General features: G+C 71.0%; 15 protein-coding genes. 6 read left to right on the forward strand and 9 right to left on the reverse strand.

What is annotated here, in order from left to right:
* Positions 1-60 precede the first annotated feature (60 nt).
* Together ACSTA4_RS06620 and ACSTA4_RS06625 are read left to right on the forward strand one after the other, a co-directional pair.
* On the forward strand, positions 61-1,761 hold the full coding sequence (locus tag ACSTA4_RS06620) for an ABC transporter family substrate-binding protein (RefSeq protein WP_444962791.1): 1,701 nt from the start codon (positions 61-63) through the stop codon (positions 1,759-1,761).
* A gap of 358 nt (positions 1,762-2,119) precedes the next feature.
* On the forward strand, positions 2,120-3,181 hold the full coding sequence (locus ACSTA4_RS06625; protein ID WP_444962792.1) for a pectate lyase family protein: 1,062 nt from the start codon (positions 2,120-2,122) through the stop codon (positions 3,179-3,181).
* On the opposite strand, the gene ACSTA4_RS06630 is transcribed toward ACSTA4_RS06625, so the two are convergent.
* From ACSTA4_RS06630 to ACSTA4_RS06640, 3 genes are all read right to left on the reverse strand, one after another.
* Entirely contained in the window at positions 3,174-4,070 is an 897-nt protein-coding gene (locus tag ACSTA4_RS06630; RefSeq protein WP_444962793.1) for a hypothetical protein, read from the reverse strand. The genes ACSTA4_RS06625 and ACSTA4_RS06630 overlap by 8 nt on opposite strands.
* A 1,045-nt stretch (positions 4,071-5,115) precedes the next feature.
* A complete protein-coding gene (locus ACSTA4_RS06635; RefSeq protein ID WP_444962794.1) occupies positions 5,116-5,991 on the reverse strand; it encodes a hypothetical protein in 876 nt (291 codons plus the stop codon).
* A gap of 87 nt (positions 5,992-6,078) precedes the next feature.
* Positions 6,079-7,173: a pilus assembly protein TadG-related protein gene (locus ACSTA4_RS06640; protein WP_444962795.1), complete on the reverse strand. Its 1,095-nt coding sequence runs from the start codon at positions 7,171-7,173 to the stop codon at positions 6,079-6,081.
* Between the two features lie 420 nt (positions 7,174-7,593).
* Between ACSTA4_RS06640 and ACSTA4_RS06645 the strand changes: the two genes are divergently transcribed.
* The gene (locus ACSTA4_RS06645; protein WP_248773892.1) at positions 7,594-8,565 is read left to right on the forward strand and encodes a hypothetical protein; all 972 of its coding nucleotides are present in this window, start codon (positions 7,594-7,596) and stop codon (positions 8,563-8,565) included.
* Positions 8,566-8,578: 13 nt separating this feature from the next.
* On the opposite strand, the gene ACSTA4_RS06650 is transcribed toward ACSTA4_RS06645, so the two are convergent.
* The 5 genes from ACSTA4_RS06650 to ACSTA4_RS06670 all read right to left on the reverse strand — a co-directional run bounded on the left by ACSTA4_RS06650 (position 8,579) and on the right by ACSTA4_RS06670 (position 13,895).
* Positions 8,579-11,005, reverse strand: a complete 2,427-nt coding sequence (locus ACSTA4_RS06650) for a glycosyltransferase family 4 protein (protein ID WP_444962796.1) — start codon at positions 11,003-11,005, stop codon at positions 8,579-8,581.
* A 298-nt stretch (positions 11,006-11,303) separates the two neighbouring features.
* Positions 11,304-11,975, reverse strand: a complete 672-nt coding sequence (locus tag ACSTA4_RS06655) for a hypothetical protein (RefSeq protein WP_444962797.1) — start codon at positions 11,973-11,975, stop codon at positions 11,304-11,306.
* A gap of 35 nt (positions 11,976-12,010) precedes the next feature.
* Positions 12,011-12,589: a hypothetical protein gene (locus ACSTA4_RS06660; protein WP_444964316.1), complete on the reverse strand. Its 579-nt coding sequence runs from the start codon at positions 12,587-12,589 to the stop codon at positions 12,011-12,013.
* Positions 12,549-13,604, reverse strand: a complete 1,056-nt coding sequence (locus ACSTA4_RS06665; RefSeq protein ID WP_444962798.1) for an OmpA family protein — start codon at positions 13,602-13,604, stop codon at positions 12,549-12,551. The genes ACSTA4_RS06660 and ACSTA4_RS06665 overlap by 41 nt, the downstream gene beginning before the upstream one ends.
* Positions 13,605-13,667: 63 nt before the next feature.
* On the reverse strand, positions 13,668-13,895 hold the full coding sequence (locus ACSTA4_RS06670) for a hypothetical protein (protein ID WP_071621459.1): 228 nt from the start codon (positions 13,893-13,895) through the stop codon (positions 13,668-13,670).
* A gap of 734 nt (positions 13,896-14,629) precedes the next feature.
* On the opposite strand from ACSTA4_RS06670, the gene ACSTA4_RS06675 reads away from it, so the two are divergent.
* Positions 14,630-15,871 (forward strand): TIGR04222 domain-containing membrane protein, encoded by a 1,242-nt coding sequence (locus tag ACSTA4_RS06675; protein WP_444962799.1) that lies wholly within the window; start codon positions 14,630-14,632, stop codon positions 15,869-15,871.
* Between the two features lie 179 nt (positions 15,872-16,050).
* Here ACSTA4_RS06675 and ACSTA4_RS06680 read toward each other — a convergent pair whose 3' ends face one another.
* Positions 16,051-17,058 (reverse strand): LLM class flavin-dependent oxidoreductase, encoded by a 1,008-nt coding sequence (locus ACSTA4_RS06680; protein ID WP_444962800.1) that lies wholly within the window; start codon positions 17,056-17,058, stop codon positions 16,051-16,053.
* A gap of 186 nt (positions 17,059-17,244) precedes the next feature.
* On the opposite strand from ACSTA4_RS06680, the gene ACSTA4_RS06685 reads away from it, so the two are divergent.
* Both ACSTA4_RS06685 and ACSTA4_RS06690 read left to right on the forward strand, forming a co-directional pair.
* Positions 17,245-17,598, forward strand: a complete 354-nt coding sequence (locus ACSTA4_RS06685) for an ArsR/SmtB family transcription factor (RefSeq protein WP_444962801.1) — start codon at positions 17,245-17,247, stop codon at positions 17,596-17,598.
* Positions 17,599-17,831: 233 nt separating this feature from the next.
* Complete coding sequence (locus ACSTA4_RS06690; RefSeq protein ID WP_444962802.1) at positions 17,832-19,943, forward strand: protein kinase domain-containing protein; 2,112 nt, start codon at positions 17,832-17,834, stop codon at positions 19,941-19,943.
* Positions 19,944-20,103 lie beyond the last annotated feature (160 nt).

Below are 20,103 nucleotides of genomic sequence, written 5' to 3' on the forward strand. Positions count from 1 at the left end.
GCTCGTCACGGCCAGCGCCGTCCCGCGCGCTGGCTGCATCACCCCAGAGAGGAAATCCCCATGCGAATCGGGAAGGTGCGCTACCTCGCCCCGGCCGTGGCACTGGTCCTCGTGGCCAGCGCCTGCGGCGGAGGCGGAGACGATCAGGAAGACGCCCAGGAGCAGGTGGCCTCCCTCGCTGCCGAGGACCTGAACTCCGCGCCCCGCGAGGACCTGCGGGAGGGCGGCAGCTTCGTGTGGGCCATCAGCGCCTATGACCAGCAGCACAACATGTGGCACACCCAAGGAAACATGGCCAACGTGCGCCGCGTGGCCGCCGCGGTGCTGCCCAACCCGACCCGGTACGACACCGAGGGAACACCCTCTCCCAACGAGGACTTCGTTCTCGATTTCGGGGTCAGCGATGACGGTCTCGAAGTCTTCTACGAGCTCAATCCCGATGCGGTGTGGTCCGACGGTGAACCCGTCACCTCCGAGGACTACGAGGCCCAGGTCAAGACCGTCAGCGGTTCGCGCGAGGGTGACTGGCAGCTCGGTGGCACCGACGGGTACGACCAGGTCACCGAGTTCGTCCCCGGAGACGACGAGTACTCCTTCACCCTGAGGTTCGACGAGCCCTTCGCCGAGTGGCCGTCCCTGTTCTCCCCGCTGTACCCCAAGGAGTACATGGAGGACGAGGAGCTCTTCAAGGAGGGCTACGTCAAGGACTACCCCGTCACCGCGGGGCCCTTCGGGAACGTGGAGTTCGACGACGTCACCGAGCGCATCACGATCACGAGGAACGAGGACTGGTGGGGCACTGAGCCGCTGCTGGACGAGATCGTCTTCGACGCCATGGGTACCGACGCCATGGCGGGTGCTTTCAACAACGGTGAGATCGACGGCTTCTACCTCGGTTACGACGCGGCCGGCTACGAGCTGCTCAGAGACCGCGAAGGCACCTACTTCACGCGGGCCGTCAACCACGCCTACCGGTTCGCCTCGCTCAACGGCGCAAGCCCGAACCTGGAGGACGTTCGCGTCCGCCACGCGATCTCCTTGGGCCTGGACACCAGCGCTCTCGCGGAGATCGCCTTGGGCGCGGTCGACTGGCCGATCACCGGTGAGACCAACCGCCTGCTCCGGTCCAGCCAGCACGGCTACCAGGACAACAGCGAGGGGTACGGGGAGTACGACCCCGAGCGTGCGGGGGAGCTGCTCGACGAGGCGGGGTGGACCCTGGAGGAGGGCGCCGAGTTCCGCACGAACGCCGAGGGCGAGACGCTGTCCCTGGACTGGGTGGCCTCGGACGACATGGCCATCGCCCAGGACGAGGCCGAGATCGGCCGCGACATGCTCGCTGAGATCGGCATCGAGGTCAAGGTCCAGCAGGTGCCGAACAACGCTCTGTTCTCCGAGTACGTCATCCCCGGCAACTACGAGGTCGCCACGTACGTCCTCGCCGGTTCCAACCCCTACGCGGGTGACGCCCAGGAGAACTACGGCATGCCGGACGAGGACGGGGAATGGGGCAACAACCTCACCCGTACCTCGACCGAGGAGATCGACCAGAAGTTCGACGAGATGCGTGCCGAGACCAACCCGGACCGCTACGCCGAACTCGCCAACGAGATCGACCGCCTCCTGTGGGAGGAGGTCGCGACCATCCCCTTCTTCGAGCGTCCCGGTCTCTACGTCATGAACGAGGACCTGCACAACTGGGGAGAGTTCGGCCTGGCCTCCGACTACGTCTACGAGGACATCGGCTGGGCTGCTGAGTAGTCCCGTGACGTCACCGTCCGCCGTCTGAGCGGACGTGCCAGGGCGCCGGTCTCCGCACGGGGACCGGCGCCCTTCGCCGTTCCCCGTGCGGTGTGTCATCCCCCACACACGGCGCGTGCGCTGCTCCGGGGCGGGGGCTGGGGTTGGGGCCGCGGACCCGGCTGTGGCAAGGTCTAGGCATCGTTTCCGGCCCGCCCCGCCCGTCTGCCCGGGCGGGCGGACGACCGGGAACACCGGGGCCGTCCGCCGGGAGGCCCGAGCTCCCCCGTGGCCGTGCTGTACCGCCACGGGTCCACGTCTCCTCCTGGCAGCGCCCCAGCCCCCACACCCCCTGTCCCGCTGCGTTGGAAAGCCCCTGATGAGACCTCACCCGATCGCCGCCGCGGCCGCGGCGGCGGCGGCGCTGCTGTGCGCTGCCCTCACCTCGTGTTCCCCGGAAGCGGAGGAGACCTCGACGCAGCCGCAGACCGGTGCCGCCGCCGAACCGGACGCGGAGGCCGACGAGTCCGGGTCCCCGGCGGAACAGACCCCGGACGAGACTCCGTCGCAGACGCCGGAGGGGGAGCGGGGCGGGCCGGTCGGCTGGGCGGGCGAGCCGCTGGAGCGCGACGGCGAGGAGCACCCGGGCGCGGTCGGCGGGGCCGAGGGGGAGACCGTCACGGCCTCCGACGCCGGGGAGCTGGCCGACCACCTGGCGGCCGAGGAGCCGCTCACCGTCGAGGTCACCGGATCGATCGACCTGGACGGGACGGTGGAGGTCGGCTCGGACAAGACCCTCGTGGGCGTCGAGGGCGGCGCCGAGCTCACCGGCGGGCGCTTGGTGGTCGACGGGGCCAGCAACGTCATCCTGTCCAACCTGCGGGTGGAGGCCGACGGGACCGCGGTGTCCGTGCGCGGCGGAGCCCACCACGTGTGGGTGGACGGCTCCACCTTCTCCGGCGGCGGGGACGACCCCCTCGTCTCGGTGACCGGCGGCGCCGACCACGTCACCCTGTCCTGGAACCACTTCGCCGACGCCGAGTCGGCGCTCGCCGTCGGCGGCGGGGAGGAGGAACCGGGCGCGCTGCGGGTCACCGTGCACCACAACTACTTCGACGGGACGGCGGGACGCCACCCCAGGGCGCGGTTCGCCGAGCACGTGCACGTGTTCAACAACTACTTCCGGGCCAACGAGGAGTACGGGGTGGAGTCGGCAGACGACTCCAACGTCCTGGTGGAGGGCAACTACTTCGAGGGCACCCGGCTCTCGGTGGCCACCCCGGAGGAGGAGCCCGGCAACGTGGTCACCCGCGACAACCTGCTCGTGGACTCCGCGCAGCCCGACCTGCTCGGCGAGGTCGCCGATCCGCCCTACGCCTACGAGATGGACGACACCGCCCGCGTCCCCGACGTGGTCTCGGCGGAGGCCGGGGTCAGCTGAACGAGTGGTACTCGTAGCTCTCCCCGACACCGCTCCCGGTGCGGTAGTCCAGCCTGCGGGGGTACCCCTGTTCGTCGATCCACAGCTCGAACTCGGCGTCCCTGACGGCGGTGAGGGTGTTGCGTCCGCTCTCGGGGTCGTAGCCGCCCAGCATCGCCGTGAACGTGCCCGTGTAGTGGTAGGCGCTGTGCGTGCTGTGCAGCTCCGGCCACTCCAGGCTCACCTCCTCCCGCCCCTCCAGCGCGAGGTCGGTGGAGGTGGCGAGCACCTCGCGCAGCTTGGCCGACCCGTACGCGCGTGAGCACAGGTACCGGTCGGCTGGGCTGGGCGGGTCCAGCAGTTCCAGGCCCCGGTCGGCGGTCATCATGAGCTGGCCGCCGCCCACGTCGTAGCGGTACACGCTCAACCCGTCCGTGCTGGAGAAGTAGTGGTCGAACTCCGGTTCGGCCCCGGCGTCGTACATGGCCTGCCCGCGGCCCGAGGCGATCGGGTCGGCGGCGGCCGTGGGGCGGGGAGCGGGCGGTTCGGGGAGGGCGTCGGCCGATCCGGCGCCGGGGTCCGGCGCGTCCCGCGGGTCGGTCACCCCGTCGTGCACGGTGAAGGTGAGGTGGAAGGCCGAGGAGTCCTCCACGAGTTCGACGGCGGCCTCCAGGTAGGCCTCGGCGTCCTCGGGGTCGGCCGCGGTACGGGCGGACCCGCTCCGCGGCGGACGGGACTCCGGGCCCTCCGCGACGTCCAGCGGGGGCAGGGGGCCGCCCACGACGAGCCGGGCCACAGCCCATCCGCTGGCGACCACGGCCAGGCAGACCAGCACCATGAGGAGGGAGACGAACCAGTTGGGCCGCCCTCCCGAGGAGGGCTGCTCGTCGGGGTCGGAGGGGTGCGGCATCGACGGAATCGACACGGCCTGGGCCTCGTTTCTGCGGATCTTCGCGCGACCGCCGGGGGACACGGGACGCGGGGGGTTTGCTGATCGTTCTCGCCCGGCACCGGAGTGTGACGGGTGCTACGACGCGGTGACGCAGTGTTCCGTTCGATGGTCCCACGCATGTGATCGCTTCCGACATCCACGAAAGTGAGCACCCAGTCGCTGTGAGGTGACTCCAGGAACGGTGCGAGGAAGCCGAAGGTGCGGGTCCGCGACAGCCGTCGCAGGGTCTCCTGGGCGGCGTGCTCCCACAGCAGCCGGACCGCGGTCCGGGCCGCGGCGGAGGCGGCGAAGGTCGGACTGCGGAAGAGTTCGTGCAGATCCCGGCCCTCCAACCGCAGGACGGTGGCCTCCAGCACCCGCGCGTCCAGCAGACCCAGGAGGGACAGCGCGCAGTCCGTCCGGGCCACCGGGTCGGGGAGGGCTCCGGCCCGCGCGCAGCGCAGGACCGCCTCCGCGGCGGCGGCGGGATCCAGTCTCCAGTCCCCGTCCGGCGCGGGTTCGTGGCCGGTTGTGGCCGTGCCGTCACCGGCCTCGTCCGAGGGGCGGGAGGGCGCGTCGCCCAGCGCACGGTGCACGGCTCCCCGTAGCTCCGCGGGGAGCCGTTCCAGCGCCCCGTGCGCGGCGGCCACGACGACCAGGGACAGCACGACCAGCAGCAGTGCGGCGTACTCCAGCAGCGTGTTGCCCCGGTCCACGCGTCCACCTCCTGTCGCTGTCCTGTCGCGTCGTGCCCGCCTCCGGCCCGGGCCCGTTTCGAGGGTGCTCCGGGCTGGTGCCCGCTCCGTGCCGTGCCCGATTCGGGACGTGCGTGCGCTGGGTCGTGTCCGTTCCGGGCCGTACGTGTTCTGGGCTGTGCGCCCCGCGCGGCCCGGGAACCGGGCCGGGTGAGCCCGGCACGGCGGCCCCGGCGCTCGGCCGCCCTTCGGACGGGGGCGCGGGTCCGCAGGCCCTCTTTGTGTGTGTCAGGCGGGGCGGGTGTTACCGACCTCTGCGGTCAGTACACCTAGGGCCGCCGGGGGGCGAAGAGCTGGGGCGGCTCCCTCTCGTAGGCGCGCACACGGCCGCGGATGAGCTCCAGGTGCTCGGGAGGGCACGACCAGCCCTGGCGGGCGAGCGAACGCAGGATGCGGCGCAGCAGCCGTCCCGGCCGCAGTTGGAGGTCGTACACGCTCGCCGAGACCACCTCCCAGCCCTGCGCCCGCATCGCCGCGTACCGGACCCGGTCGCTCGCCCTGGCCACCGTCGAGGAGTGGAACCCCACGCTGTCGTACTCCAGCGCCACCCGTTGGTCGGGCCAGCCGAGGTCGGCGTGGAACACGCCCTCGTCGGTGGGGACCGGGCACTGCGGGACGGGGGGAGGCAGGAGCGCCTCCAGGACCAGCACACGCGTCCACGACTCGGCGGGCGACTGGCTCAGCGCGGAGGAGTAGCGCAGAGCGGTGCGCAGCTGCCTCAGCTGCCGCTGGGAGCGGGCCCGCTGGGCGGTGCGGACCAGGTCCCCCTTGGCGACCAGTCCCCGGGAGAGGAAGGCGTCGAGGCGGGCCGTGGCCACGAAGACCGAGGGCGCGCGGGCGGCGACGTCGACGGCCGCGCGCACCGCCGTGGTGACGCGCACGCCCTCCACCACGTCGCGGTCCGCGGCGGGCACGTGCTCCCGGTGGGCGACCACCGGCATGCCGCTGGTGCGTACGCCCCGGGGGACCGCGACGTGCGGGCGGGTGCGTGTGGCGCGGGTGCCCGCCGGGTGCAGGTCCACGCCCCACACGTAGGAGGCGGTCACGTCGCAGACCACCGCGTCGGGGGAGATCGGGCCGACGATCGGCGCGAGCGTGCGCAGGAGGAGGGAACGGTCGGGAAGGGTGTGCTCACGGACTGTCATACCCTCCAGGTTCGAGGGCTCGCGCAGCCCCGGCAAGGCCCTTCCGCCGCCTGTGGACAACCCCCCGGGCCCCCGTGCCGGGCGCGGTCACTGCATGGGGCCGTCGCCCGCCGCCAGGTGGATGTGGTCGATGTGGTTCTGGGTGTTGCTGCCCCTGTCGCCCATGGGGCGGCTCACGCTCGTCCAGGGGCCCACCGGGTTCCCGGCGGTCGCGTTCCAGATGCGCTGCTCGTAGATGATGCCCTTGACCCCGAGCTGGTGGGAGTTCTGGATCACCCAGTCGATCACCGTGACGGCGGTGGCGTGCATCTGCGGGGTGGGGACCCCGCCCAGCTCCGCCATCATGTAGTCCACCGCCTCGCCGGTGTGGTGGTCGCTGCCCGGTTCGGTGCGCCGGCCGCCCGCGGAGAGGTAGAAGCCCGGGAACTCCTGCTGGAGGCGCTGGTGCACCGCGCACATGACGGGGTGCAGTGATCCCAGCGCGGCGCAGTCCACGACGGGCCCGCCCCCTCCGACGAAGTCGGGGTTGAAGCTGTAGCGGCCCTCCTGGTCGACCAGGTGCACGTCGATCAGCCGTTTGGCGGACGCGAGGTCGTCGACGGTGCCGCCGTCGCAGACCAGTTCGCCCCCGTCGCGCCCGCACTGGTGGGGGATGCGGACGATGGCGATGGCCGAGGCGTTGCCGACGACGGTGTTGGTCTCCTCCTCGCTGCCGTCGCAGACCACGTCGTTCCAGTGCCGGGACCCGTCCTCCTCCAGTTCGCGCTGGCACACGGCGCCGCGCACCTCCACCCGCACGATGTTCCCGCTGCGTCCCATGACGTTGTCACTGGCGCGGATGTCGGTGAGGACCGCCCCGTTGCTCCGCGCGTACTCCTCGGCGCGCGCCTCGGCGGCCTCCTCGTCGAACCAGGGCATGGGGTAGGCGCCGTCCACGATGTCCTGCGCGGCCCGATCCTGGAGGGCGCCCACCGCGGCCAGCGCGGCGGCGTCGGCCGCGGTCTGGGTCTGCGAGCGCTGGTCGTTGGCGGCGCCCACCCGTACGAACAGCAGGGTGAGCGAGAGCAGGGCCAGGGTGAGCCCGAACAGGAGCAGGACGTTGGCCTGTCCGTCGTCGCCTCCGCCCGGCGCGCGCCGCCGGGACGGAGGGGCGGTGTGGGGGAGGATCCGTCGCAGTCCCATGCCTTTTCCATCAGGGGAGGGGGTGCTCCCGGGAGGAGGGGAGCGCGGGAGGGGAAGGACCGGAGCGCGTCGCACGTGGTGAGCACGCGAACACGCCCGGACAGCGTCCCGACCAGCGCAGCTTATCCGGGCATGTCGGGAAGCGGTAGGGCCTGTGGACGACCGCGTCCGCTTGTGGGGCCGGTATGAAAGGTGTTCGCCCTGTTGGGAGGCGACGCGGCGGTGCGGCGGACGTGGGTCCGCGCGCGCCGGGCCACGGAACCGTACGTCTTCGCCGGAATTGTCCGACGGGTTTCTGGCGAGTGTGGGGCCCATGACGGGTTCCGCACAGGGAGGATGGACCCTGTCCGACGCGTGCCGAGTCGTGGTGCGTGGTCGGATTCGCACCCATTCCACCGCAGAAGAAGCGAAGGCGAGGACATGAGCGCCCGTAAAGCGATGACCCCCGTCGAACAGGACGAGCTCCTCCGCAGGATCGGGACGGACCTGCTCCGGGCGGCCCCCGACGACTGGGTCAAGCTCCGGCTCGTGTACTCCGGACTGGGCGCCTGCGAGACGGCCCTCTTCGAGGTGATGTTCGAGGGAGGCCGCAGCAGCGGCTGGGTTCCGCCGCTGTCCACCCTGGAGCGGCTGCGGGAGATCCGCGCGGGGATGTACGCCGAGAGGACGGGCACCTGGTACACGGCCTACTACGAGATCGACCGGCCCGCGAGCTACCGCGTCCGCTACGACTACGAGAACGAGCCGCACTTCGACGAACCGCGGGACGACGCCAGCTACCTGCTCGACCTGGAGCACTTCCCCCGCGACGACGAGCACGTCCCCGCCTGGCTGCGGGACCGGCTGGAGGGCGACCGTGTGCCCGAGACACAGGACGGCGGATCCCCCTGGAGCCTGCTCATCGCCTCGCGTCCCGAGCCGCGGACGCGGATGTCCCCGGGGGACATGACCCCCGAGGAGATGATGGACACCGTCCAGGAGATCGTGGACCGCACCCTGGACGCGGTCCACGGCCCCTGGACGGAGGTCGTCGTGGACTACCGGGGCCTGTTCGGGGTCTCCTCGTCACGGGTGAGTGTGCGCAGACCCGACGGCGGCACGGAGTGGGACCTGCTCCTCCCCGAGGTCGGACGGCTGCTGGACCGGTTGCGCACCGGCATGTACCAGCCGGGCAAGGGCACGTGGTTCACCGCCCGGTTCACGGTGCAGGAGTCGCGGGAGATCGGGGCGCACTTCGACCACGACGCCCCGCCCGAGTTCGACGTCGAACCCGACCCCCGCAACTTCCACCAGGACATCCAGCACTTCCCCCGCGGCGCCGACCACCTGCCCGACTGGCTGCTGGACCGGCTCAGCCTGGCCCAGCGCATGATCCGCACCGGGCAGGCCTGAGGACGCGCCCCGGTCAGGGCATCCGTCGCCGGACGGCCTCCCACACGTGGACGTCGGCGACGGTGACCTGGAGGTCACCGGACCCCAGCGGCGTCACGGTCGCCGAGCGCACATACGGGCCGTGGCTCCAGCGGCGCGAGGTGCTGTCCGGGACCGCGGTGGCGCCCAGACGCCCCAGAGCCCCCGGCGGCCCCGCCAGCAGCCGCAGCCGCCACGTGGCCCGGACCGCGCCGGGCCCGTCGTACCCCCTCCCCGTCAGCAGCGGCAGGGAGCCCACCAGACGGCCGCCGGAGGCGTAGCCGCCCTCGGCGCGCAGCGGGAAGCGCCGACCCATGTCGGTGCCGCGCACCACCTCCACGGCGTACTCCGTGCCCTCCGGGAGCGGAGAGGCCAGGCGCACCTCGAAACGCAGGCGGCCCGCGCGGCGCCCCGCAGGGCTCGCCCGCACGACGTCCACCTCCAGGGTGGGCGCCAGCGGCGACGTCACGAGCCCCAGCCGGTCGTTGACCGTGTAGTAGGGGCGCACCCGTGTGCCGCCCCCCTCGCCCCGCTCCACCTTCTGGTCCGGGTACCGGATGATCTTCTGGTAGCCCGCCACACCGGACAGGTGACGTCCCACGGTGCACTCGGTCCCGTCGGAGAGCACCAGGCGCAGCTCCCACTTCTCCGATTCGCCGTACCGGCCGTGCACCATGACCTCGGGGTCCACCACCGCCGTGAAACGGCCGTCACCGGCCACCGGCGCGGAGAACTCCCGCAGGGCCCCGGGAGACGTGCGCAGCCGCACCGCCAGGCGCGCGTGTGCGTCCGGGGCGTCGCGGCCCAGCACCCGGCCCTGCACGGTGATCAGCCCGTCGGCCGACTCCACGTGCTCCACCTCGGCGTGGTGCGCCGAGCGCCGCACGTGCAGCACCAGACGGCCCTTCGCCGAACGGGAGGGCAGCACCAGGGACAGGCGCCCGACCCGTTCGGGGTCCAACGGGAACCCGTGCTGGCGGATCTCCACGTCGTGGACCGGGGTCTCCCGGTCGCCGTCGAGCCGCAGCACCTCCCACGTGCGCGCGGCCAGCCGACCGCGCGCGGCGTCCACGACCACGTCGCCGCCGTCCGGCTCCAGTTCCACCCGCCTGCCCTCCAGGGTCAGCACCACCCGGTCGGGCGGGTCGGTGAAGGACAGCACCGCGGCCCCGTCCCCGTCCACGCGCACCCGGCAGGCGGCGGCCGGTTCGGGGCGCGGCGCGGGCACCGACACCGACGGCGGAGGCGTTGCGTGACCGGAGAGGTCGGAGAACAGCTCCTCGTGCATCAGCATGACGTTGGCCGGGTCGAAGCGCTCGGAGCCGGTCAGCGCGGCGGACGACATCCGCCGGCGCAGCTCGTCGTCGGCCATCAGCCGGGCCAGCCCCTCGGCGATCCCCGGGGCGGACCGGTTGGGCACCAGCAGCCCGTCCTCGCGGTCGCGGATGATCGACGCCGGACCGTGCGGGCAGTCGGTGCTCACCACCGGCAGCCCCGAGCGCATGGCCTCCACGATCGTCATCCCGAACGGCTCCTCGCTGGATGTCACCGCCGCGAACGAGCCCTGGGCCCAGGCCTCCTCCACCCGCGGGTGCGCGCCCATCAGCCACACGCGGTCCTGGAGCCCGAGCGAGTTGACCAGTCGGGCCAGCGCCGCACGCCGGTTGCCGCGCCCGTAGATCCGCAGCGTCCACTCGGGGAACTCCTCGCTGACCATGGAGAAGGCCTGCACCAGGAGGTCGTGCCGTTTGCTGGGGGCCAGCCGCCCGGCGGACACGATGGTGCGGCTGTTGTGCCCGTTGGCGGTGAACGCGGGCGCGGGCACCGAGTTCGGGATGGACAGCACGCGCACCCGCGGCAACGGCATCCGCTCCCGGTACGTGCGCGCGTCCGCCTCGGTCACCGTCACGAAGGCGTCCAGGTGGGGGTAGGCCTCCTCCATCACCCGGCGCAGCGACTCGGAGTGCTGGTCGTAGGTCAGGTGCTCCTGGCCGATCTTGACCACCCGGCTCGGAGCGGCCCGGGCGATCACCACGTTCAGCCCCGGCCGGGTGCCCACCACCACGTCGGCGTCGGTGGTGGCCAGGTACTCCTCCAGCCGGTCGTCGGTCAGGCGGCTGTGTGTGGGACCGCGTGCGTCCTCCGGCGGGAAGAGCAGCGGCGGTACACCGGCCCGTTCCGATCCCTCGTACAGCGGGCGGCCGTCGGTCCCCGTGCCCTGGTCGCCGTCGTACCCGCGGACGTCCACGAGCGGACGCAGGCGCACCTGCGCGGGTACGGGCAGAATGGGCTCGGCGCGGTGCCGGAACACCGAGACGATCTCGACCTCGTGCCGGGCGGACAGCGCCGCCGCCTGGTTGGCGACGGTGCGCACGGTTCCGCCGATGCCGTACATGTCGTTGATCAGATAGGCGATCTTCACCGAACCCCCGTGTGGTCAGTGCCGACCCGTGCCCCCACGAGACGGCAGCGATGCACGTCTTCCACACCAGAGCCCCCGCAGAGGCGGCGTGGGAACGTCCAGGGTACGAACGCTCCGCAGAGAGAAATGCCCCTTATGTCTGGTAAGACCCTGGTATTTACTAATTTCTGTGGGTGTTTTGCGGAACCTTAACAAGCCGCGAAGAAGCCGCACCCGGCCCTGTGGGCGGCGCTCGTGTAAGGAGGCACGGGCGCGAGTCGGCGGGGGAAGGCGGCTTGGGAAGGGGCGGACGGCACCCTCAGTAGGTGCCGGTGTCCTCCCAGTAGGCCCAGGCGGCGCAGGGCGAACCGTAGGCGTCGCCGATGTGGCCGATCCCCCAGGAGATCTGCGTGGACGGGCTCTCCCGGAAACCCTCGGGCATGGAGCCGTGCCTGGCCGGGTTGAACCCGGAGATGCCGTGGTCACCGGTCTCGGTGTTGACGAACGTGTGGTCCCAGTGGGAGACGACGCTCCACAGGTTGCTCAGGCACTCCCACTCGTTCTCGGTCCAGCCGCGGTCCGCGGCCATGCCCATCGCGAGCGCCTCGTTCTCCAGGGCGTTGGAGTTGCCCTGGCCCCACTCGTACTCCTCGGGTTCCTCCGGCCGGTCGGCGTCCACCCAGGTCTCGTCGCCGCAGCCGGGGCCCTCGACCAGGCACACCATCTGCCGGACGCCGCTGTTGAAGGTCTGGCTGAGTTCGAGCTGGTAGACCGCGACCATGATCGCCGCGGCCAGCACGGTGACCGCCGCCAGCTCGACGAACGCCGCGCCCCGGTCGTCCCCGGTCCTCCGAGCGGGACGGAACCGTTGCAGGAACCGGCCGCCCCGGTGCCGCCTCGGCGGCCCGTTGCGCTCACCGGACCGCCCGGGCGGCCCGGTGGGGGAGGGCCGTCGGGTGTCCCCGAGCTCGGGGCGGTGGGGAGTGGGCAACGCCGCCTCCTAGGCGATCTGGCTGGTGGGGGACTTCAGGAGATGGGGATGTCCTCGATGGGATCGAAGTTCGGTATTTCGACCGTCACGGAGTCGATGTCGTCAGGCACCGAGAAGAGGGACCAGTAAGCGATTTTCTCTCCGGGGTTGAGTACGTCGATGAGTTCGTTGGATTCTTCGCCGGAGCAGAGGCAGTAGCCTTCTTCGTCCATGATGGGCCGGTACCGAGTTCCTTCCTCGGGGCTCATGGCTGTCACGCCCGCGAAGTTCTGTCCGGAATAAGTGTAGGATCCGTCCCTTAGCCAAGCAAGCGGAGCCTGGGATTCGCCGGTGTTCTCGATGCTCCATGTCACGGAGAGAAAGACGTCGGCCTCATCCCTTTGTGCCTGATGGACTTCTGCCACAAGATTGGATGAGAGTGCGTTGCTTCCCTCTTCCGTTCCAAGGGTTTCCAGGTTCCCTGTCTGGGAGGTTGGTGCTGCTGTGCTGACGCCTGTGGACATGAGTAAAGCGATGGCAGAAGCAACTATGAATATCTTGGGGAACAGAGTTTTTTTCTGCATCATGTATCCGTTACTTTTCGAACGTGACACTGACTCTTCTGTTGCGTTCACGCCCTTCTTCGGTTTCGTTGTCGCCGATCGGGTCAGCTGAACCATGGCCTTCGTCCTCGAAGGAGACGCCCTCGCGTGTGACCAGTTCACTGAGGACGGATTTTACCGATTCTGCGCGGTTCTGAGAGAGGGGAATGTTCACTGAGTCGCTGCCGGTGTTGTCGGCGTAGCCGTCGACATTGACTACCGAGGAGCTTGCGTCGTTGATTTCCGTGGCGACCTGTTCGAGAATCTCTTGTGCGTTTGAACTGAGTTCTGCACTGTTGGTTTCGAAGAGAACGTCCGAGGAAAGTATGATACTGACCTCGTCCTCGCTTTCCGTGCGTCCGGTGTTGTCATCGGTGTCGTCGGAGATCATGGTGAGTGGGGTTATTTTTGGATCCGACAGTCCCGAGTTCTCAACCGTCTCTGGTGATTCAGTGACAGGTATGTCAAGAAGCGGGGGAGTGATAGGTGTGGTGACGGACATCGATGCGACGCCTGAGGGTGGTTCGGGAAAAATTACCCACATGTCAGCAGTGCCGCCAGCGGGAATGTTTTCGTTAAGGACTGAGCAGAAGCATGTTCCATCACTCTGGTCGATGCTGATATGCCGAGTCCTGTTCTCTGGGTCTAGGAGGGTTATCCTGTCTGCGCTGTAGGGATTTTCGGGACCGCCTAGACTGTCATCAAAGAAATAACTCTCTCCTGATTTATTGGTGACGCCGAAGCGAAGTCTGATTAGCTCGTTTCCCACGCGTTCCAGGGCGTAGACGTCAATCTGGTAGTCACTGCCGATGGCGGTTGATGAAGTCGCGCTGCTCGCGATAATTTCTTGGCCGTTGCTCTCGGGCTCGTTCGAAGATGTGGTAGCGGGGCCCGAGGGGAAGTTCGGGCTACTTCGGTCCTCGGGTGGATTTTCTTCAGGGGAGACTACGCAACCAGAGGCAAGGAAAACCGGGGCTATAATTGACGAGCCAATGAGAAGTAGTTTCGCTCTGTTCTTGTTTTCGGGGGGTCTGTGCTCTCTTCTCAATTGCTTTTAGTTCTCCTTGCGTTTTCTTTTTCTTCGATGTCCCCAGTGGGATTTTTGCTTTTTCTAGGGAGTCTCATTGCTGCTGGGGCCGCGAAGAACCTGGTCGACGGCTCCTCGGATTCCGTTGCCTATGCTCTGGTCGAGGTTGAGGCTGTAGACCGCGATGGCAATGGCGGCGACAAGCAGGATCACTGCGGCGTACTCGACGATCCCGGCGCCCTTGTCCTTCTCCTTGGAGGTCGGCACGAGGAAGGTGCTCAGCGTCACCCAGAGTTTGGTCAGGCTGTTCACGGGGCTTAACTCCTTGAGGAGGGGGTCTTACGGCACCACATCTTCGCGGTCCTCGAACAGGTGGGTCCCTGCCCGCGGTCCACCGGGGGAGTACGTGGGCGACGCGTGCTCACGGAGTCCCACTATCCGGCATGAACACCGCCGCCATCCCGCCTTCTGACCGGATGTGGCCATCTTCCTTCAGGATGCCCCATGGATCCCGGAACCACACGTTGTCCACAGGGCTGGATGAACGCCCAGACGGAAGCCGGTGGTCGGGTCGATGCGCGGTCACAGTTCCTCGCCGAGACGGGGTCACGTTTGGTGGTCGGCGGGTCACCATGATGGCACGTGTGCTACGGGGGCGCCATGGCCGGACGGCGAATACCAGATCACTGTTGGGCTCTCCGGAGCACCACCCGGTGTCGGATTCGGAGCGCCCGCTCTCGGACGGGGCCCGGCTTCCGCGCGAAGGCGCCACGGTGACCGGACGGGGCGCGGCGAACGGGGGCGCCCTCGGGACACACCGCTTCGTCACCGCTTTCCCTCTTCCCGGCGCGACGGCCCGGCCCGCCGGGGCTTCCTCCCGTTTCCGGCGGCTCGGGCCAGAACCAGCTGCCTTCGGTCGGCATCCCCACAGTCAGGACTCCGATCCCCGAGTACCTCGTCTCCTCCACGACCCCTCATCCCCGTCCCCGCGAACCCCACTACCCCGACCCCCACGACCCCCGAGACCGAAGACAAGAGGTGGCGGTTTGGACCCCAGCCTGACCCTTCCCCTGGCGGCAGCCCTGACCGTGGGACTGGTGATCGGAGGCGTTCCGCTCTCCGCGGTCCTGAGGGGCGGATCCGCCCTCAGATCGGCGCTCCGCCGTCCCGTACCCACCGACCAGTCCCCGCCCGACCCGGACGGACTCGAACCGAACGAACTGGCCCTGCTCGCGGGAGGTCCGGTCCGCGTCGGGGAGACCGCGGTCATGGACGCCTTCCTGAGCGGTCGCATCCGCCAGCAGCCCGCCGGAGGGCTCTTCACCCTCGTGGGCCCCTCCCGTCCCTACACACACGAGAAGGACGGCGTCCGCCGCGAACTGGTGAAGGTCTTCCGCAAACGCGTCGGCGTCAGCGCCCTGGAGATGCTGCGACGGATCGTCGCGGGCCGGGGTGTGGAGAAGCTGCGCGCCGGCCTGGCCGAGTCCGACCTGATCGTCGACTCCCCGCGGCTGCGCCGGGCGCTGCGCCGCCGCGAGAGGGCCCCGAGGACGATCCGGCGGATGCGGTCCGTCGCGATCCTGGCCGCCGCCGCGGGCGCGGCCGTGCTCTTCCTGGCGGAGCCGGGCGCCGTCGCGCTCGGCCTCCTGGTCGCGGGGCTCGGCGCACTGGCCGCCCTGGTCGCAGCCCAGGTGGTCATGGCGGCGACCGGAGGCCCCACGCTCAGCCCCAACACCCCCGCGGGGAACGCGGTGCTGGAGCTGGCCCGCCGGAGGTACGGCGTCCCGGAGGCCGGGTCCACCGGGTCGGGCCCCGCCGGCGCGATGGCCCGTGACCACGCGGTCCGGCACACGGCTGTCACGGGCTTTCGTTCGCTGCGCGCGTCCGCGTCCCGCCAGCGGGTCAGGAGGGCCGAGTCGGACCACGAGCCCGCGCAGGTCCATCAGGACCCGGTTCCCGTCGCCGCCCACACGGGCGGCGGCGAAGGCCCGGCCGATGCCGGAGGCGCGGGCGGCGCGGACTCCGAATCCGTCACTCTGGAGAGCCTGTGCCTGTTCGCCGAGCTGTGCCAGGGGCCGGGTGGTTCCGACGACCGCTCGGTCGGCACCGAGGGCTGGGGCGGTGACTTCGGTCACTACGGTGACGGTGGTGGCTGGGGAGGCGGTGACGCCGGGTCCGGCGGCAGCGGTTCCGGTGGCGGCTGGGGAGGCGGCGACGGCGGCGGTGGCGGCGGGGGAGACGGCGGCGGTGGCGGAGGGGGAGACGGCGGCGGTGGCGGAGGCGGCTGAACCCCTCCACCCGAACGCTCCCATCCGACCCGGAGCCTCACCGTGCTCCGGAGCCAGGCACCGGGCGGGGTTCTACGCGAACCCCGCCCGGCACTCCCGCACCGGGAAGGCGGCGCCGCTGCCTGCCCACAGATTCGGCGCCGCCACCCTTGACCGTCTCCCTGTGCGGGGAGGTGGGGTCAGCCCTGGTCCGGACGCTTGAGGTCGGCCAGTTCCGCCAGCAGCTCGAACGAGCGCAGGCGAGCCTTCTGGTCGTAGATCATCGACGACACCATCAGCTCGTCCACGCCCGTGTCAGCGACGAACAGATCGAGCTTGCGACGGACTGTTTCCGGGGAACCCACGAACGAGTAACGAAGCATGTGGTCCAGTCGTTCCTTCTCCCCCGGGCGCCATGCGGTGTCCAGGTTCTCCACCGGCGGGCGCAGCCGTCCCCGCGCACCGCGCAGGGTGCCGAGGAAGGCCTGCTGCATCGTCGTGAACAGGTGCTGGGCCTCCTCGTCCGTGTCGGCGACGAAGGCGTTCACCCCCGCCATGGCGTACGGCTGCTCCGACTGCGGTGAGGGGCGGAAGGTCTCCCGGTAGGCCTTCAACGCCTCGTACAGCGCGTCCGGGGCGAAGTGCGAGGCGAACGCGTAGGGCAGGCCGAGCTGCGCGGCCAGCTGGGCGCCGAAGAGGCTGGACCCCAGGATCCACAGCGGCACCCGCAGCCCCTCACCGGGGATGGCGCGGACGGGCTGGCCGGGCTCGGCGGGCTCGAAGTAGGCCTGGAGTTCCTGCACGTCGTTGGGGAAGGTCGCCGAGGCGCTGTGGTCGCGGCGCAGCGCCATCATCGTGCGGGGGTCGGTGCCCGGCGCGCGGCCCAGGCCGAGGTCCACCCGTCCCGGGTAGAGCGACTCCAGCGTGCCGAACTGCTCGGCGATCACCAGGGGCGAGTGGTTGGGCAGCATGACACCGCCCGCGCCGATCCGGATGGTGGAGGTCCCCTCGGCGATGAAGCCCAGGGAGACGGATGTGGCGGCGCTCGCGATGGCCTGCATGTTGTGGTGCTCGGAGAGCCAGAAACGCTTGTAGCCCAGCCGCTCCGCGTGCTGGGCGAGTTCTCTGGCGGAACGCAGCGCGTCACCGGGCGTGGACCCCTCGGCGATGCTGGCGTGGTCGAGCACCGACAGCGCGACGTCGGACATGGTGGCTCTTCCCCCTGTTGCGTGGCGGGTCCGGCTGCGAGGCCGTGACGGGAGGATCGATCCGTGTCCCCGGTCGGCCTGCGCGTTCGATATTCGACGAACATCGAATTACGAAGGTACACTTCCGACTGTCCATGAGCCAAATCTCGCCTGGTCCCGGCCGGGCGCCGCATGAGGAGGACCGCCTTGGCTCCCAGGGAGCACGCGCACCCCGCCCTCCACGAGGTGGAACTGGTCACGGTTCTCGCCGCGCTGGCCGAGCCGACCCGGCTGCGGATCGTGCGGATGCTCGCCGACATGGACGGGGAGCACGCCTGGAAGGACATCGACCTGCCCATCGCCCAGTCGACCCTGAGCCACCACCTGAAGATCCTGCGCAACGCCGGTCTGGTGCAGAACCGTACCGAGGGGACGCGGTGCTTCATCTCATTGCGCGACGAGGAGCTGGAGGGGCGCTTCCCCGGTCTGCTGGAGTCGGTGCTGGCGTGCCGCGACGCCACGGCCCCGCGTTCCGACGAGGAGAGCGCCTCCGCCCGGTAGCCGTGGGCGCGCGGAGTCCGCGCCGTCGCCGACCACGGAGCGGTGCCCGGTTCCCGGGCGCTTGGCGCCGGTACCGGTGCCGGGCGCGTGACTCGCGTCCAGGAAGGCTCGTGGACCGACCCGACACGGGGTATGCCCGGGAATGTACGGTCGGTACAGGTCTACGCAACCATGGGTCGGCGGTCCAGGCAGCGCGCGTTCCCCCGGCCCAGGAGAGTGGAAGGCGCCCCCCCATGGCTCCGAACCCGCCAGCCTCCCTTCCGGCGCACGTGCGCCCGCTCACCGCGGGCGATCCCGCCGAGATCGGCGGCCACCGGTTGATCGGCCGCCTCGGCGGCAGCACCATGGGCGTGGTCTACGCCGCCGTGTCCCCGGACGGCGAGGCGGTCGCCCTCAGGGTCGCCCACGCCGAGTGGGTTCCGGCCGCTGACCCCGACCGCACGATCACGCTCCTGCGCCGGTCCGTCGGGGTGTGCGCCGTGGGCGTCAACGCCAGCGGAACCTTCCACGGACGGCCGTGGGCCTCGGTCCAGTACCTTCCCGGCCCCGACCTGGCCCGCCGCGTGCGCGAGGACGGACCTCTTCCCGAGCCCGCCCTCCTGGTCCTGGCCGCCGGAACCGCCGAGGCGCTGACCTCGGTCCACGCCGCGGGCGTGCCGCACGGGGACGTCAAACCCGGAAACGTCGTCCTGACCCCGGAGGGCCCCCGGCTCGTGGACCACGGGATCGCCCGCCGGGTGGACGACGCGGACTCCCTGACCACCGCGGGCAGCGTCGGCTGGCTGGCCCCGGAGCGCTACGCGGGCGCGCTGCCCGACACCGCCTCCGACGTCTTCTCCTGGGCCTGCCTGGTGGTGTTCGCCGCGACCGGGCACGCCCCGTTCGGTACGGACGCCGCACCGCCGGAGGCGGCCCGCCGGGCCGGGGAGGACACCGTCGACCTCGCCGACGTCCCCGAGGGGCTGCGCCCCCTGCTGGCCCGGGCGCTGTCGGCGGACCCCGGTCGGCGCCCCGCCGCGGAGGAGGCCTACCTGGAGTGCCTGGTGCTGGCGGGCGTGGAGGACAGCGCCACCCCCGACGTGTGGGCGGACCGGCTGCGCGCGCTCGTCCGCGCCCACTGGCCGCGCGTGGACGCGGACCGCGGCCAGCCCGCGGCGTGGATCAGCTCCGCCCTGCACATGGCGGAGCGGGAGGCCGAGGCCGCGGGTTCCGAGGCCTCCCCCCGGTGGAGCCTGCGCGCCCGCGGCCGCGGAACCCGGGGCCGGGCGTCCGGGGCCGTCCGCGACGGTGGGACCGGTGAGCGCGAGCCCGGTCGGCGCGCGACCAGCGGGCAGGCGGCCGACGGGCAGGTGACCGGCGGACGGGCGACCGGCGGGCGTTCGCGCGGGCGACGCCGCGCGCGAGCCGGGCGCCGGCTTCCCGTCCTGGCGGTCGCCGCGGCCGTGTTCCTGGCCGTGTCCGTCGGTGGCGGCTCCCTGCTCCTGAACGCCCTGTCCGGTGGGTCCGGCACCACCACGGCCGACTCCGGCTCCGGGACGGACCGGGCCGCCGCGGGGAACCGGCCGACCGGCCCCCTCGGCGGAACGGAACTGGTGGCGGCCTCACTCGACACCCTCCTGGCCGCGGACTCCTTCGAGCTCACCCTGCTCACCCACGCCGGGAACGGAGAGGGCCACGGCCAGCCGCTTCCCACCGGCACCGACCCCACCCTCTTCGACCGGGTGCTCTACCAGGCGGGACCGCCGGAGGCGCTGCGCTGGACCAGTACCGTCAGCGGCGCACGCACCAGCGACCTGCTGATGGTCGACGGCGACCTGCTGCGCGCGGAGAACTCCGCCTGGAACGCGACGCCGACCTGGTACGCGGCCGAGCCGGGGCTGACGGAGGAGGTGTTCTCGCCCGCGGAGGTGGTCGCACCGCTCGTCCGCGCGGCGGAGGAGGGGACCGTCACCGGGGAGGAGGAGGTGGTCCTCGCCGCGCCCCCGCCCGCCCAGGACGCCTTCGGCCACCTGGGCGGCGAGGCCCCCGACGGCGTGCCCGCGATCCGGGTGGAGGGCACGTTCCCCGCCGGGGGAGGACCGGGGGAGACGGCCACGGCGTTCGTCCTGGTAGCGACAGAGGACGGGGTCCCGCTGAGCTTCGCCACGGAGGGCGCCGGGGGAGGGTCGCTCAACGGACGCCCGGTGTCGGAGGGGGTTCCGGTCTCGTTCCTGGGCCCCGCCGCCCCCGAACCGGAGCGGTGGTACACGCGGTACACGTTCGTGGAACTCGACGGAGCCCCCGACCTGGGCGTCCCCGATCCCGGACAGGTCCTGCCCGCCGCTCCCGCGCCCGTCGGCGACTGAGCGCGGGAGCCGGGCGGGCGGCCTCCCCGCTCACCTGTGGCGCTTCCCCGACCGATGGTGTAGGTTCGCCTCCGTGTCGCGTGCCACCGACCACAGAGCAGTGGGCCGGTCGGTAGGTATGGAGGCACCTCGACATCCGGGGAGCGCACTGTGAGCACAC

The organism is Nocardiopsis sp. M1B1 (assembly GCF_052466615.1).

Bases quoted from the DNA above. Each gene is read 5' to 3' on its own strand.
- ACSTA4_RS06620 (WP_444962791.1), top strand. From the start codon at position 61: ATGCGAATCGGGAAGGTGCGCTACCTCGCCCCGGCCGTGGCACTGGTC.
- ACSTA4_RS06625 (WP_444962792.1), top strand. From the start codon at position 2,120: ATGAGACCTCACCCGATCGCCGCCGCGGCCGCGGCGGCGGCGGCGCTG.
- ACSTA4_RS06630 (WP_444962793.1), bottom strand. From the start codon at position 4,070: ATGCCGCACCCCTCCGACCCCGACGAGCAGCCCTCCTCGGGAGGGCGG.
- ACSTA4_RS06635 (WP_444962794.1), bottom strand. From the start codon at position 5,991: ATGACAGTCCGTGAGCACACCCTTCCCGACCGTTCCCTCCTCCTGCGC.
- ACSTA4_RS06640 (WP_444962795.1), bottom strand. From the start codon at position 7,173: ATGGGACTGCGACGGATCCTCCCCCACACCGCCCCTCCGTCCCGGCGG.
- ACSTA4_RS06645 (WP_248773892.1), top strand. From the start codon at position 7,594: ATGAGCGCCCGTAAAGCGATGACCCCCGTCGAACAGGACGAGCTCCTC.
- ACSTA4_RS06680 (WP_444962800.1), bottom strand. From the start codon at position 17,058: ATGTCCGACGTCGCGCTGTCGGTGCTCGACCACGCCAGCATCGCCGAG.
- ACSTA4_RS06690 (WP_444962802.1), top strand. From the start codon at position 17,832: ATGGCTCCGAACCCGCCAGCCTCCCTTCCGGCGCACGTGCGCCCGCTC.